Genomic DNA, 14,033 nt, shown 5'->3' with positions numbered 1-14,033 from the left:
TCCCATTGTTGGACGAAAGAAAAGGGTCAGGCGAGCACGCGGCTCAGGAACGAGCGCACGCGCGGATCGGTGGGGTTGGAGAGGATGTCGCCGGGGGCGCCCATCTCGCGGATTTCACCGTCGATCATGACGACCACGCGGTCGGCCACTTCGCGGGCAAAGCCGATCTCGTGGGTGACAACGATCATGGTGGTGCCGCCGCGCGCCAGCGTGCGCATCACCTCCAGCACCTCGCCGACGAGTTCGGGATCGAGCGCGCTGGTCGGCTCGTCGAACAGCATGACGCGGGGCTGCATGGCCAGCGCCCGGGCGATCGCCACGCGCTGCTTCTGGCCGCCGGAAAGCTGCGACGGATAGCTTTGCGCCTTGCCAGCCATGCCGACCTGCTCCAGCAATTCCATGGCGCGGGCTTCCGCCTCGGCACGCTTGAGGCCGCGCACCACCATCGGCCCCTCGATCACGTTGCCGAGCACGGTGCGGTGGGCGAAGAGGTTGAAATGCTGGAACACCATGCCGAGCTGGCTCTGCTGGGCGCGCAGCCGCCTGACAGGCAATTCCTGCAGCGCGCCGTTGGCATAGTCGTAACCCATGATGGCGCCATCGACCCAGACATAGCCGCCGTTGGGCGTCTCCAGATGGTTGATGCAGCGCAGGAAAGTGCTCTTGCCGCTGCCGGAAGGACCGAGGATGCACATGACCTCGCCATGGGCGACGTCGAGATCGAGGCCCTTCAGGACGTCGTGACTGCCGAAAGACTTGCGGATACCGACCGCCTTGACCGCGAGGCTCATGCTTCCTCCGGAGTGGCCGGACGGCGCGCCCAGCTTGCAAACCAGCCGCGTCCGACCGCTGCCGTCGAGGCGTCGCGGCCGAAATGGCGTTCGAGATAATATTGGCCGATAGAGAGCACCGTCGTGCCGGCGAGATACCAGACGGCGCAGACGAACAGCAGTTCGATGACGGCGCCGTTGATGAAATAGATGCGCTGCGCCGCGTTCAGCATTTCGCCCATGGCGATGGTGGCGGCGAGCGAGGAGAATTTCAGCATGCCGATGGCGCTGTTGCCGAGAACCGGCAGGATCAGCCGCAGCGTCTGCGGCAGGATGATGCGGCGCATGGTCTGGCCGGGCGTCATGCCGAGCGTATGGGCGGCCTCCGTCTGACCCTTGTCGACCGAGGCGATGCCGCCGCGCACGACTTCCGTCAGATAGGAGCCTTCATTGACGCCGAGACCGAGCACGGCGGCGACGAAGGGCGTGACCACATCGACCATGCGCTCATCGACGAGGCCGGGAATATAGAGCCTCGGAAAGACCAGCGCGATGTTGAACCAGATGAGAAGCTGCAACAGCACCGGCGTTCCGCGAAAAATCCAGACATAGAGCCAGGCGGCGAACCGAAGGATCGGATTTTCGGAAAGGCGCATGATGCCGAAGGCGAAACCGAGCGCCACGCCCAGCGCAAGCGCACAGGCCGAGATCAGCAGTGTCCAGCCAAAGCCGACTACGATCACCTCGGCGGCCAGAAATTGCCCGACCACGGGCCACTGGATCTGCCCGACGGCAAAAGCTTGGCCGATGGCGACGAGCAACAGCAAAACGATGCCACCGCTGATCCAGCGGCCAGGATGTCGCAAGTGACGTACGGGCACGTCCCGACCGGGAAGGTCCGCAGGCGAGAGCGTCGCAGTTGGTTTCAAAGAGGGCTGTCGCATAATGTCCAATTGTAGGGTTAGGCCTACAACTTATTAGATGGCAGTTTCACAGGAGTCAAGCGGCCTTCTGCGGTTGGCGTCGCCTTAACCGCGTGGTTGGGATCGGCTTGATATCGGGCTGTCATGGCCGAAGCCCCCCTGCCCGTTTCAGACGCCACCGCTTTCCCGCTGAGATCATTGCCCATGCCGTGTGGCTCGCCGACTTCCGCTATTGGCCCGCAGCGGTCATTTGCGGGAAGGTTCCACCGCGTCAGATGGTCGATTGAGAACGGCGGACAATCGACTGGCGATCCACACGGCAAACGCAATCCCGCTGAATGTTGCTCCCAGAATAGAAACCCCCGCCCAGCCAAACCGCGCGTACGTTGCCGTGGCGGCAATTGCCCCGATGGCGCTGCCGGCCGAGTAAAACACCATATACCCTCCAATCAGGCGGCCGCTCTTTTGCGGGTTAACAGCCACGATGATGCTGAGATTGCTAACGTGGACAGCCTGGACCGCCAAATCCAGCAGGAAAATGCCCATCAATAGCATTGGCGTGGAGTATGGGAGGAGAGCAATCAATCCCCAGGATGCTAGCAAGATGGCCAGAGAGATTCCGGTCGTCCACGCATTATACCCTCTATCCGCCAGCCTTCCTGCGAACGTTGCACCGACTGCTCCCGCCAATCCGATCAGCCCGAATAGACCGATCTGGGTGTGGGAATAGGAGAACGGTGGAGTGCTCAGCGGAAGAACAAGCGCTGTCCAGAGGGTACTGAACGATGCGAAGATCAGAAGCGCGAGAATGCCTCGAAAAAGCAGGATCGGATTTCGCGAGAACATGTCTCGAACAGACAATACAGCGTGGATGTAGGGTTCCGAACTCCGTTCTACGGAATGACGCGGCAGGACGAAAATAAGAACGCCGACCATGGCGAGTGTCGCAAGCGCCGATGTCATGTACACCGCTCGCCACCCGCCGAGATCGGCAACCGTTCCGGCGAAGGCTCGGGCGGATAGGATGCCCGCCACGACGCCGCTGGTAACAGTGCCGACCACCTTGCCGCGCTGAGACGGAGTGGAAAGGGCGGCCGCCTGGGCAACCAGTACCTGAACGAGCACAGCCAGCAGGCCAACCGAGGCCATGCCAGCTAAGAGCATTGTTTTCGCTCCAGCTGTCGCGACGATCACTAGAGCAGTCGTCAACAGCAATCCTTGAGCTATGATGAGCTTGCGTCGGTCGGTGAGATCGCCAATCGGCACGATGAAGATCAAACCTAGCCCGTACCCGACCTGCGTCAGCATCACGATAAGACCGATAACAGCCGACGAAATTCCAAGGTCACTCGCTATCTCGTCAAGCAGGGGCTGAGAGTAGTAGATATTCGCGACGCTCAAACCTGCCGCGGACGCAATTATCAGCGTCCGCGATCTCGACAATCCATGCCTTTGTATCTCGTGGGCACCACTCGCCGTTTTCTCGTCCATTCTGCAAACCCTTATGATCTCGTCAGCATATTCTGAGACCACTTGGCTCGCTACATTTCTAGTTCTAAGATAGAACCAGATTGTGAGACGGAGATGGAAGTTCGATGGTTAAACGCGTAAGCCTGTGGAATGCCGGTTGCCCCGTGGCGCGTTCTCTTGATGCAATCGGTGACTGGTGGTCCCTTCTGATCATCCGCGATGCTTTCGATGGCAAACGCCGCTTTGGCGAATTCCAGCTCGGGCTGGGCATAAGCAAGGGCGTACTGGCCACTCGATTGCGCGACTTGGTAAAGCGAGGGATTATCGAAACCGCACCAGCGTCGGATGGAACTGCCTACCGTGAGTATGTCCTGACCACGAAAGGGTGTGGTCTATTCCCCGTTATTGTCGCACTCCGCCAGTGGGGTGAAGATTTCCTGTTCGCTGACGTGGAAGATCATTCTTCACTGGTAGATCGGGAAAAAGGCGTGCCAGTCGCGCGGCTTGTGGTCCGCTCCGCAGATGGGCGAGCCCTTGACTGGGGCGACACGCAAGTAACAACCTGACCCGCGGTAGCTCGACCACGTCCAAGCGCGAATGACCGTCTTTGGCGCAAAGCCGTCGTTACGAGTGACCCGGAGATGGCTCGATCAAGATGCCTTGCCAGCGTCTTCGCCGTGAGGGGATCATAACCGGTGACCCATAGATCTCAAACGAGCAAGCCGTTGAAATATCTCAGCTGGCGGCACAGGCGTACTGTCGAACCATGAACCGCTGGGTCTGCGCAGTTCCGTTCGATCCGTTAGGAAAACCGGGGCTCCAGCAGTGAGTTTCCACTGAAAACTATCTTGACAAAACGCGTGGGTTGCAACTAACGACCAGCACCTACTGCCCTTTGGAACTCTTCCAGTCGGATCGCGGCACTTAATACGGCGGCATCCTCCCCGCGAGCGCCAATGATCTGCAGTCCAATCGGTAGCCCCTCAAGGCTCAGCCCGCATGGGATCGAACAGGCAGGCTGCTGACTGAGGTTGATCGGAAAGCTGAATGAACACCATTCAACCCAGCTCCGCCCTTCCCAGCCGAGGGGAACGTCGCGACCTGCCTCGAATGGCAGAATAGGTGTCGTTGGGGAGATGACGAAGTCATATTCCGCCAACAAAGCGTCCATGGCCGCACCGTACCGACCGCGTCGAAGCTCCGCGTCCATACGTTCTACCGCAGAATAACTATTGCCAATTCGAGCAGCTTCAATCAGGCCGACATCGATTTCATGCCACCGGGCGGGATCAAAGCCCGACAATCGGTTTGCCGCTCCGACATACCAATGCCGATTGTAGACTTCCAGCAACGTCTCCTGGTCAGGAAGATATATCTCGACGAGATCTGCACCAGCCGCCTCGATATCCGCCAGCATCGCTTCGACCGAAGCCGCGATTTGGGGATCGACGTGGCCGACGCACGGCGTCTTCCAGTATCCGATCCGTTTTCCTTGCCAGTCGAGTGGGCCTGCGACAACAGGATTGAACGGAAGAGGAGGTTGCGTCCAGTCGCGCTGGTCTCGGCCAGACATGATATCCACCATCAGTGCTACGTCTGCCACGCTGCGGCCCAGCGGTCCGATATGCGCAACCGTTCCGAACGAACTCGGTGGATGGAGAGCAATGCGACCATAGGTCGGCTTGTGCCCAATGACGCCAGTGAACGAGGCCGGTATGCGAACCGACCCGCCGCCATCGGTGCCAAGATGCAGGACACCTGCGCCACACGCAGCGGCAACCGCCGCGCCTCCCGAGGAGCCACCTGGTGTCAATTCAGGATTCCATGGATTACGCGTTATGCCGAACAATCGACTGTCGGTGACCGCCTTCCATCCATATTCGGAGGTCGTCGTCTGGCCGATGAAGACGGCGCCCGCCTTCCTGAGCCTGGCGACAGATGGCGCGTCCTGGCCCTGGAGATCCATGCCGGTCGTCTTGCTACCATAGCGAACGCACCAGCCCTCGACATTCACGATGTCCTTGACGGTGGTGGGAATGCCATCGATAGCGGATAGTGGCTCGCCCCTTCTCCAGCGTTCTTCAGAAGCTTGCGCTGCTGCAATAGCTCCGTCGACATCGATGAACGTAAACGCGTTGAATTGTCCTTGGATAGCACCTGCCCGCGAGAGCCCAGCGCTGACCACCTCGACAGGCGAAAGCGAACCGTCACGATAGGCATTCGCCAGGTCCGTGGAATTTAATCGGCAAAGCTCAGGTGCATCCGACATCGGCCCTGCGGGAATTCGACTGGTCAGCATTGTATCGATCTCATTCGAGTTATCACCATTGAAGCTGAACGATGGGCTAGGAGCAGAATGCAATCGGTCGCAGAGGCGAGCCGGAACCCTGCGAGAACGGCAGGGGTGCGGCGGCAAAGAAACTTCGCGGCGAGACCTGTTCTAGACGGGCGAGCATCTCGATGATCAGGATGCCGTTCGGGAGCCAATGCTTGTCATGACCGAGCGAATGCACCGCTCTCCCGTCGATCAACGCCATTTCGCAAGCGACAGTATCGCTGCCGATCGCGCGGATACCGCGTTCTTTGAACAGAATGACCGCATCCTCGGCCATGCCGGGAGCATTGGTTGCGTACCATTGTGCGTGGCAGTCGCACCGCCAATGGCGCTTCATCCAGCCGAAATTGACCAATGCAATCTCGCCTTCGGCGACATTGACGCGGCGGTCGCGCTCGTAGCGTTCGACCATGTCGGCCGTGATCAACTGTCCCGCTTCGAGTTCGAGATCTGAGAAGTCGTAGAGCACAGCTGGCGCAAACAACCTGTCGACGTCGATCTCGTCGACCGTTTGTCCGCCCGGATGGTTGTGAGCGGGAGCATCGACATGGGCGCCTGTATGTTCGGCCATGACGATCCCTTGGCAGAAATATCCGTCGTGGGCGTGGTTCATGGTTTGGTCGATGATCAGGTGCGGATGCGTAGGCCAGCGGGGTATTCCCCGCTCGAGGCGGGGTGCGAGATCAACGGCCCGAAGCGAGCGAAAGGCTCGGTCGATTTTATCAATAGCGTCTTCCATAAATCCTCCAGAACATCACTTGGGACGGACGCGCGGTACCGGAAATTCATCGTCTGCCGGACAGCATCATCCGCACTTGTTCTGCCAGTACGGCGAGCACTAGCAGCACACCGAGAATGATCATCTGGTAGTAAGACGATATATTCTCGAGGTTCATGCCGTTGCCGAGAACCGCGATGAACAGGGCGCCAAGAGCCGCGCCGATCAAAGAGCCCTCCCCGCCGCGCAGGGAAATCCCGCCCAGCACGCCGGCCGTGATGGACTGGAGTACGAAATTGCCGCCGAGATTTGTATCGCCGGTCGACACGCGGGCACTGAGAAGGATGCCGGATAACGAAGTCAGGGCGCCACTCGTCATGAACACCAGTATGACGGAGCGTCCGACATTGACGCCGGACAGGCGCGCGGCGACTGAATTACCGCCCACGGCATAGATGTACCGTCCGATGCGGGTGCGAACCATTCCGACATGAAGAACGAGCGCCACAAGGCAGGCGATATAGACCGATGTGGATATGCTGCGCAGATCCGGCGTTCCAAAGGCGTTGACAAAACCTTCGGGAAGTCCGGTTATCGGAATCCCGCCCGATATCTGATAGCCGACCCCGGCGGCGATGCCCGCCGTGCCCAAGGTGACGATGAACGAGGGAACGTTTAGATAGGCGACCGTCACGCCGTTCACGAAGCCGAAGACCAGGCCGACGCCAAGACCGCCCGCTATAGCGATTGCGACTGCAACCGGAAGGTCGATACCGTTTGCCGTCAGCATGACCAATATTGACGCGGAGACGACACTGGTCAGCCCCAATATGCCGGCAACGGCAAGATCGAAGCCTCCGCTGATCAGGACAAGTCCCTGACCAAGTGCGACAAGGGTGAGGTAGGATGACTGGTTCAGGATGTTGACGAGGTTGTTCGGGTTGGTGAACCGCGGGTTGATCAGCGAAAAGATCAAAAAGACCAGCACAACAAGAGCGCTGATAACACCGGTTGTGCGCAAGCGGGCTATCAAGCCGCCGACCGCGGTGTCCTGCATTGGCCCCGCCGACCGGCCGGGCTGTTCTAAGGTCGTCATGACTGTGTTCCTCCCGATCGACTTGCCGCCGCCTTGTCGCGGCCCATGGCGAAAAACGACGAGAGAACCGCCGTTTCGTTGATGTCTTGCTTGTGGAATTCCGCCGAAATGGCACCGAAGGCGAGCACATAGACCCGGTTCGTCAGGTTCAGGATCTCCGGCAGGTCCGACGAGATCAGGAGTACAGCGGTACCCGCCTCGCAGAGTTGTTTGAGGATGCCGTAGAACTCAAGCCGGGCTCCCACATCCACGCCGACCGTGGGTTCGTCGACAATCAGAACGCGGGTATCGCGCAGGAAAGCACGCGCAAACACCACCTTCTGCTGGTTACCGCCGGAATAGGCGCCGACGTTCCGGTCAAGGAGCGGCGGATGAAGTTTCAGGCGTTGCAGCACATTACCTACCGCTGTATCCTCAGCCTTTCGCCTCAGCATCGGGCCAGCGGCAAAACCCGGCTGCCTGAGGCAAGACAGTGTCGCATTCTCCTTCACCGACCGATTGAGGACCAGCCCCTGGCGACGGCGATCCGCTGGCAGATAAACAACGCCGGATTCCAGCATCGAGCGGGGCGACAGTGAGTGAAGCGGCCGGCCGAAGAGTTTCAACTCGCCGCTGAGCAGGCGTTCCTCACCGAAGAAGCTTCGGCCCACGGCCGATTTGCCGCACCCGACCAGACCAGCAAGCCCGACGATCTCGCCCGCGCGCACCGATATCGATACATCCCGAAAGCGGCCTGATGCCGCTGTCGCGCCGGTGAGGCTGATGGCTTCCTGCGAAGCTTCGAACCGGATTTCGGGGTAGACTTTTAACGCCTCCCTCCCGGTCATCAGGTTGATCAGCCGTTCCTCAGTCGTGTCGGCAACGCGTTCTGTCGCGATCCGCCGGCCATCCCGTAGGACGCTGATGCGGTCTCCGATCGCCTTGATCTCCGCCATCCGGTGGGTGATGTAGATGATGCCAGTTCCTTCGCCCTTCAGCGTGGCAACGATCGAGAATAGCCGCTCTGTCTCGACACCGGTGAATGCCGTCGTCGGCTCGTCGAGGATGAGCAAACGGGGTCTTGATTGCAGCGCCTTGGCAATCTCGACCATCTGCTGTTCGGCGCGGGAGAGAGCCCCGACAAGTGCCCTCGGATCCAGAGATATGCCCAGCTTCTGGAACAATCCATACGCCTCTGCCTCCATCTGCTGCTCGTCCAGCCACCCGGCACGTCGCGCCTCCTTGCCAAGGAAGATGTTTGCGGTCACCGACAGCGTAGGTATGAGGCTCAGCTCCTGGAAGACGACGCTAATGCCGCGATCACGCGCCACGCGCGGCGACCCTGGCGGAAGCGTCTCTCCATCAAAAAGAATGGAGCCGGCATCCGACGCGTAGTTTCCGAGGATGATGTTGACGAGCGTCGATTTGCCCGCGCCGTTTTCGCCGAACAGCACATGAACCTCGCCACGCCGTACCACCAGCGAGACGCCGTCTAGAACTCGCACTCCGGGGAAGCTTTTCTCAATATCCCTGACATCGAGCAGGGGCTCAACGTGAAGGTTCTCGGCCTTCATGGCTTTACCGAGAAGACCGGCTTGAAGCCATCCGGCGCAAATCCGCCCGACGAGGCCTCGGCCATGACGTTTTCGCGCGTCAACTTCTGCGGAACCGGCCAGATTTCCGTGTCCGGTTCAAGCGAGCCCTCGATTGCCTTGACGCCCATGTCCAAACCGATCGATGACATCAGCACGATGTTATCGCTCAGCGCCCACCGGATGGCGCCCTGCTCGATACCGGTCCGAACCGGGCCGGTCTGGTAGGTCGAGCCGATCTGGACCTTCGATGTCAAACCGGCCGCCTTAATAGCGCCGATGGCGGCATCCGCCGCAACGGCATTACCGACCACCCAATCGAGATCGGGCACGGCGTTCAGCGTATCGGCGACGAGATTATACTGCGTGTTCTTGTCGGTGTCTCCGAACTTGATCGTCACCAGTTCAATCTTGCTGTCCTTGATGCCAGCCTTGAACCCGTCGATCGTGCGTACGGCCCAATCCGCGCCCGGGGGCCCTGGAAACAGAGCGACCTTGACCTTGGCATCGCCAACGCTTTCCTTCAGATATTGGGCGCTGGCTATGCCGACCTGATAGTAATCCAGCGTTGAACGGCCGGCCAGATTGGCACCTTCGGCAATCCGCGGGATGATGTTGATAACGGGAATGCCGCTCTTCTTGAGCGACGCCACGGCCGACGCAACGCCCTCGGCGCTGATTGGAGCGACGAGGACAGCCTCCGCGCCTTTTGCCGCGCAATCGTTCAGTTGGTTGACTTGGGTGCTAAGATTGGTGAACGAACCTGCATTGAGGATGTCGACCTCGACGCCTAGGCGTTTGGCTTCCGTGACGATGCCGTAATTGGCGGCGATCCAATAAGGGTCCTGCATGGTCGGGAAGCTGACGCAGATATAGCTCTTCTTGGCCGCTTTGGCAGGCGGGGTCCAGATCGTCTCGGAAACTTTTGTAACGTCGTTTTTGTCCGGCACGAACACCTTGATCGGTTTTGAAACGATGTCGGCTGTTTCCTGAGCGTAGGCCGAGGTGGTGAAAAGGCAGGCCGCCAGCATCGCCGATGCAGCGAAGGCGACATTGTTGCGAAATTTTTCAAAGTTCATGTTCCATCTCCGGATTGGTCGTGCCGTTTGCCGGCATCGTTTATGGATTGAAAGTAGCTCGCCCGATGGGGCGAGACCTGGGCCGGTCATTGCGAGTTCGGCCTTCTGGAAGTAATGTTGGCCGTCCGGACCGCTGGATGACGCAGGAGCACACCGGTGTAGCAAGCGAGTTAGCACCGCCGCGGCGGTTTACTCCGCCGCGTTAGAGGCAAAGCCGCCGTATGCGCTCCAACGTTCGACAAACGCCAACGTGTATTCGTTCACTTCGGTCGGGTTAGTGGCGCTAAGGAAATGATGCCCTCCATCGATAGCCTTGAATTCGACGCTCCGGGAGTTCGGGAAAAGAACGGTCTCAGTCTCGGCATGCGCCACGGAATAAACGACGTCCTCGGTTCCATGCAGCCAAAGGATCGGGCATTCGACCTGATCGATCCGGCCACGCAATCCGTCGCGGTCTCGAAGGTTGATGGTGCACATGCGCAAGCGGCGGCGGCCATCGTCGCCCTTGTAGTTCTGCTTCAGCCGATCGGTCCAGAACGCACGGGTTTCAGCGTCAATCGTCGCACCGAAAGCGGGATCGATCAGATCGTTGCAATACTGGTCCGAGGGCGCCCAGTCCGGCCCGACTTGTATTGCAAGATCGTCGATCCACGGTGAGCAAAAGGCGTCCGCATCCCAGCATCCTAGTGCCCTGCTGGCGGCACTCTCGTAGTCCATAGACGTGCCCAGCGGAACGACGCCGCTGATCCGTGACGGTGCAAGCAAGGCCATGCGCATGGCGATCCAGCCGCCCTGCGAGGTGCCGAGCGCGAATGCAGAGGGAATGCCCAGCCGCTCCAGCACCTGGATATTGGCAATTGCGCTATCCCAATAGGTGAATTGCTCGCTTGACGTGCGCGTCCCACCATGACCGTAAGGCTCGATGGCGAGCAAATTGATCTTGCCCACCAGATTTTGGTCGGCGAATTGTTTCCGGTACAGTTCCGAAGATGTGGTGAAGGAATTGATCATCACCAGCGTCGGAAGGCTGGGGTTGTAATCTGCCGCAAGCCGGTATCCGATCTGGGAACCGCCAAGATGCGGGATTTCAATGGTCTGCAAGTTGCTCACTGAGGGCTCCTTATTGCCTAGACTCCAGCGCCTTCCGGCTCATGCGTCCTGAATTCCTGATAGCCCCAGTGATAGCAGCCTCCGGGCTTTCATCCCTTTCCTGGCTTGCGGAGTTACACAGCAGATCTTGCGCATCGGGCGACAGCGGGATTGAAAAATCGCTGCCCGCATGCGCTGGGTTTTGCTGTCTTCATCCCGAACAGATGCGAAGGAACGCGGATGGCCGCCCCACTATTTCCATCAATCCCGAAACTGGCGTCGATGATCGCTGAAAACCCGGCAGCCGCGATGACTATCGCCCACCGAACGATTGACGCTATTGCCGCGTGCGCAGACAAGGCGATCTTCACGCGCGTAACGCCGAAGCGGGCCTTCGATGAGGCTACCATGACATGGCAACGGATCGCCCAAGGATTGCCTTTCCGCCTGCTTGAAGGCGTCCCGGTCGCCTGGAAGGACCTTTTCGACCTTAAGGGAGACGTAACGCGGGCTGGCTCGCTGGTCCTCAACGAAGGGCAGGTCTCTGCGGATGCCGAACTGGTGCAACGGCTAGCCGCCGCCGGCGCAGTCACGGTCGGGAAGGTCAACATGACGGAATTTGCCTTCTCAGGCCTTGGCCTCAACCCACATTACGGGACCCCGCGAAATCCCTGGAGCGGCGCGCAAGCCCGCATCCCCGGCGGCTCTTCCTCTGGCTCGGCCGTCGCGGTGGCGCTCGGTCTGGTTCCCGTCGCGATAGGTACCGATACCAGTGGCTCGGTACGCATTCCAGCCGCGTTGAACGGCATTGTGGGCTTCAAGACATCGGGCAACCGCTGGCCGCTCTCCGGCGCGTTTCCGCTGTCACCGACCCTCGATACCGCAGGCGTCATGACCAACACGGTGACGGATGCCGCTATTGTTGATGCGGCGGCCCGTGGACTTGCAGTGGTGGACCTGAAGCCCGCCTCGCTCGAGGGACTGCGCATCATTGTCCCGATGAACGCGGTATGGGATGGGGTGGAGCTTGCAATTGTTCGCAACTTCGAGCAGACGCTCGATCGTTTGACGGATCTCGGCGTGTCGGTGGAGCGGCGGCGCCTCACCTTGCTGGACGAGGTTCTTGCGCTTGGTGCGCGACATGGGACAATCGTTGCGATTGAGGCTTTCCGCACGCACCGACGAATTTTGTCGACTGCCTCTTCAGAGCGACTGGATACCCGCGTTAGAGCGCGGCTTGAATCGGGAGGAATTATATCTCCAGCGGCGGAAAGGACGATCCGAGAGACGCGCGTTGACTTGATGAATGCGGTGTCGTTGCTTTTTGACGAGAACACCTTCCTCGCTTGTCCAACGGTCCCGCTCGTGGCTCCGCTCACGGCGCCTTTGGAGGCGGATGACGACCTGTTTGTCCGGATCAATGGGCTGATGCTGCGAAATACGATGATAGGCAGCTTCCTCGGCTTGTGCGGTATCTCGATCCCTAACGGTTCCGGCGACTTCGGCCTCCCGACCGGTTTTCTCTTGTGCGGTGGTCCGCGATTGGACAGCGAACTCCTCGCCGCCGCGATGACGATGGAGCCGGCGATCCGTGGGAGCTTCGCCGATAAATCTTCGATGTTTCAGTAACTTGCAGGTTGATCCCGCAAGGCGGCGGATCCACCAGTGAAAATTGTTGCAAGCTGATAACGTTCATCTTACCTTCTAGTGACGGATTGAGCGATGGAGCGCAAAACGCGGGCATGACCAATTTTGTCTCAAGCGCAATCTCGACCGGTAAGAGTCCCGATACGGGATATCCGGAAATATATTCGGAAGCGGCAGCCAGGGCATCCGTTGGCGGAAAATATAAGGCGGCCGGAAGCAAGCTGGTCAAATCTTCCGTGCCCGAAGATTGGCACGGGGCTGTCGCTGCGGAAATTTACAGACATGGCCGGCTCGACTGTCAATCCTTCTTGCAGCCCGTCACGGAAGTCGTGATCAACCTGCGTGGAACGGCCAACTTTCGCCGCAGGGCGACCGGCCCAGAGCAAAAGTTTACATCCCGCGTAGGCTCCGCCAGCATTTGCCCTAGCGGCGTTGAAGTAAGCTATCTGCATATCGACTGCGGTCCGCTGGACCTTCTTCATGTCTTCATTCCCACAGACCTCTTCGGGACGTTGCGCAACACAGACGGCAGCGCCATCGGATCGGGACTGGCGTATCAGGGCGGGATCCATGATCCCCTTATCCAAAGCATTGGCTTTGCAGTTGCAGAAGAACTGCTGAGGGACGATGCCAGAGATCAACAAAGTCGACTCTTGATTGACTCCCTTGGCATCGGACTCGCGGGCAGACTGCTGCAACGCTACACTGGAGTCGATCGGCGAAATTTCACTAGGGCATATTTCGAGGCAACTTCCGGAAGGGGCTTGGACAAGATGCGCCTCGAGAGGGTTTGCGACTATATTCGTGAGAACGTCGATCGTGATATTTCACTGGACGACGTTGCTGGCATCGCCTGCTTAAGTGTGTTCCACTTCTGTCGTGCATTCAAAGCCGCGACAGGCTCTTCGCCCTTTCAATACATTTCAAACATGCGGATCGACAAAGCAAAAGCTTTGCTGGGCGAAAAAAACGTCACGATTGAAGAGATTGCGCTATCAGCGGGCTTCTCGTCGGGTGCCAACTTAGCACGGGCCTTCAAGAAGGCAGTTGGTTTGTCTCCAAGCGAATACAGGACGCACCAGCAGGTGTGAAGTTTGAAGAAAGCAGCTGAATGCGCTGGCTCTGCCGAAATCCATTTCGTATAAAATATGCGGCCACAGCTGGTGCGTACGGCCAAAGGTTAATACTTCTCTTCGGCATTGGCTGACAGTCTGTACCAACGGGCTCCAAGAGGCGACGGTCGCTGCACCTATCGACCCATTTGATCGTGCTAAACTCAACGGCTTCTCCCGAGCGTTCTCGAGATGAATGGCGGTGGGCAAACCATGTATCGGC

General features: G+C 59.2%; 12 protein-coding genes. 3 read left to right on the top strand and 9 right to left on the bottom strand.

The window, feature by feature from the left end; all coding sequences use genetic code 11:
• Nucleotides 1-26: 26 nt before the first annotated feature.
• The 3 genes from ACOZK4_RS04230 to ACOZK4_RS04220 form a co-directional block, all read right to left on the bottom strand.
• The gene (locus tag ACOZK4_RS04230) at nucleotides 27-791 is read right to left on the bottom strand and encodes an amino acid ABC transporter ATP-binding protein (RefSeq protein ID WP_421590604.1); all 765 of its coding nucleotides are present in this window, start codon (nucleotides 789-791) and stop codon (nucleotides 27-29) included.
• Nucleotides 788-1,636 carry an amino acid ABC transporter permease gene (locus ACOZK4_RS04225; protein WP_421590603.1) on the bottom strand — a complete coding sequence of 283 codons (849 nt, stop codon included), beginning with the start codon at nucleotides 1,634-1,636 and terminating at the stop codon, nucleotides 788-790. The genes ACOZK4_RS04230 and ACOZK4_RS04225 overlap by 4 nt, the downstream gene beginning before the upstream one ends.
• Nucleotides 1,637-1,939: 303 nt before the next feature.
• The gene (locus tag ACOZK4_RS04220) at nucleotides 1,940-3,184 is read right to left on the bottom strand and encodes an MFS transporter (protein ID WP_421590601.1); all 1,245 of its coding nucleotides are present in this window, start codon (nucleotides 3,182-3,184) and stop codon (nucleotides 1,940-1,942) included.
• 104 nt (nucleotides 3,185-3,288) lie between these two features.
• Between ACOZK4_RS04220 and ACOZK4_RS04215 the strand changes: the two genes are divergently transcribed.
• Nucleotides 3,289-3,729 (top strand): winged helix-turn-helix transcriptional regulator, encoded by a 441-nt coding sequence (locus ACOZK4_RS04215; protein ID WP_421590599.1) that lies wholly within the window; start codon nucleotides 3,289-3,291, stop codon nucleotides 3,727-3,729.
• A gap of 305 nt (nucleotides 3,730-4,034) precedes the next feature.
• Here the strand turns inward: ACOZK4_RS04215 and ACOZK4_RS04210 are convergent, their stop codons facing one another.
• From ACOZK4_RS04210 to ACOZK4_RS04185, 6 genes are all read right to left on the bottom strand, one after another.
• Complete coding sequence (locus ACOZK4_RS04210) at nucleotides 4,035-5,462, bottom strand: amidase (RefSeq protein WP_421590598.1); 1,428 nt, start codon at nucleotides 5,460-5,462, stop codon at nucleotides 4,035-4,037.
• A 46-nt stretch (nucleotides 5,463-5,508) separates the two neighbouring features.
• Entirely contained in the window at nucleotides 5,509-6,237 is a 729-nt protein-coding gene (locus ACOZK4_RS04205) for a cyclase family protein (RefSeq protein ID WP_421590597.1), read from the bottom strand.
• A gap of 46 nt (nucleotides 6,238-6,283) precedes the next feature.
• Nucleotides 6,284-7,312 carry an ABC transporter permease gene (locus tag ACOZK4_RS04200; RefSeq protein ID WP_421590596.1) on the bottom strand — a complete coding sequence of 343 codons (1,029 nt, stop codon included), beginning with the start codon at nucleotides 7,310-7,312 and terminating at the stop codon, nucleotides 6,284-6,286.
• Nucleotides 7,309-8,865 (bottom strand): sugar ABC transporter ATP-binding protein, encoded by a 1,557-nt coding sequence (locus ACOZK4_RS04195; RefSeq protein WP_421590595.1) that lies wholly within the window; start codon nucleotides 8,863-8,865, stop codon nucleotides 7,309-7,311. Before ACOZK4_RS04195 ends, ACOZK4_RS04200 begins: the two co-directional genes overlap by 4 nt.
• Entirely contained in the window at nucleotides 8,862-10,052 is a 1,191-nt protein-coding gene (gene torT, locus ACOZK4_RS04190) for a TMAO reductase system periplasmic protein TorT (RefSeq protein ID WP_421590593.1), read from the bottom strand. The genes ACOZK4_RS04195 and torT overlap by 4 nt, the downstream gene beginning before the upstream one ends.
• Nucleotides 10,053-10,151: 99 nt before the next feature.
• The gene (locus tag ACOZK4_RS04185; protein WP_421590592.1) at nucleotides 10,152-11,072 is read right to left on the bottom strand and encodes an alpha/beta fold hydrolase; all 921 of its coding nucleotides are present in this window, start codon (nucleotides 11,070-11,072) and stop codon (nucleotides 10,152-10,154) included.
• Nucleotides 11,073-11,291: 219 nt separating this feature from the next.
• Between ACOZK4_RS04185 and ACOZK4_RS04180 the strand changes: the two genes are divergently transcribed.
• Nucleotides 11,292-12,680: an amidase family protein gene (locus ACOZK4_RS04180; protein ID WP_421590591.1), complete on the top strand. Its 1,389-nt coding sequence runs from the start codon at nucleotides 11,292-11,294 to the stop codon at nucleotides 12,678-12,680.
• Nucleotides 12,681-12,793: 113 nt separating this feature from the next.
• A complete protein-coding gene (locus tag ACOZK4_RS04175; protein ID WP_421590590.1) occupies nucleotides 12,794-13,789 on the top strand; it encodes a helix-turn-helix domain-containing protein in 996 nt (331 codons plus the stop codon).
• Nucleotides 13,790-14,033: the final 244 nt, after the last annotated feature.

It is taken from the genome of Shinella sp. M27 (assembly GCF_049199905.1).
In the GTDB taxonomy this organism is placed as follows: Bacteria; Pseudomonadota; Alphaproteobacteria; order Rhizobiales; family Rhizobiaceae; genus Shinella.
This window is presented reverse-complemented; position numbering and strand designations above follow the sequence as displayed.

Coding starts and splice junctions, on each gene's coding strand:
- ACOZK4_RS04210 (WP_421590598.1), bottom strand. CDS start 5,462: ATGCTGACCAGTCGAATTCCCGCAGGGCCGATGTCGGATGCACCTGAG.
- torT (WP_421590593.1), bottom strand. CDS start 10,052: ATGACCGGCCCAGGTCTCGCCCCATCGGGCGAGCTACTTTCAATCCAT.
- ACOZK4_RS04205 (WP_421590597.1), bottom strand. CDS start 6,237: ATGGAAGACGCTATTGATAAAATCGACCGAGCCTTTCGCTCGCTTCGG.
- ACOZK4_RS04195 (WP_421590595.1), bottom strand. CDS start 8,865: ATGAAGGCCGAGAACCTTCACGTTGAGCCCCTGCTCGATGTCAGGGAT.
- ACOZK4_RS04215 (WP_421590599.1), top strand. CDS start 3,289: ATGGTTAAACGCGTAAGCCTGTGGAATGCCGGTTGCCCCGTGGCGCGT.
- ACOZK4_RS04200 (WP_421590596.1), bottom strand. CDS start 7,312: ATGACGACCTTAGAACAGCCCGGCCGGTCGGCGGGGCCAATGCAGGAC.
- ACOZK4_RS04230 (WP_421590604.1), bottom strand. CDS start 791: ATGAGCCTCGCGGTCAAGGCGGTCGGTATCCGCAAGTCTTTCGGCAGT.
- ACOZK4_RS04220 (WP_421590601.1), bottom strand. CDS start 3,184: ATGGACGAGAAAACGGCGAGTGGTGCCCACGAGATACAAAGGCATGGA.
- ACOZK4_RS04180 (WP_421590591.1), top strand. CDS start 11,292: ATGGCCGCCCCACTATTTCCATCAATCCCGAAACTGGCGTCGATGATC.
- ACOZK4_RS04175 (WP_421590590.1), top strand. CDS start 12,794: ATGACCAATTTTGTCTCAAGCGCAATCTCGACCGGTAAGAGTCCCGAT.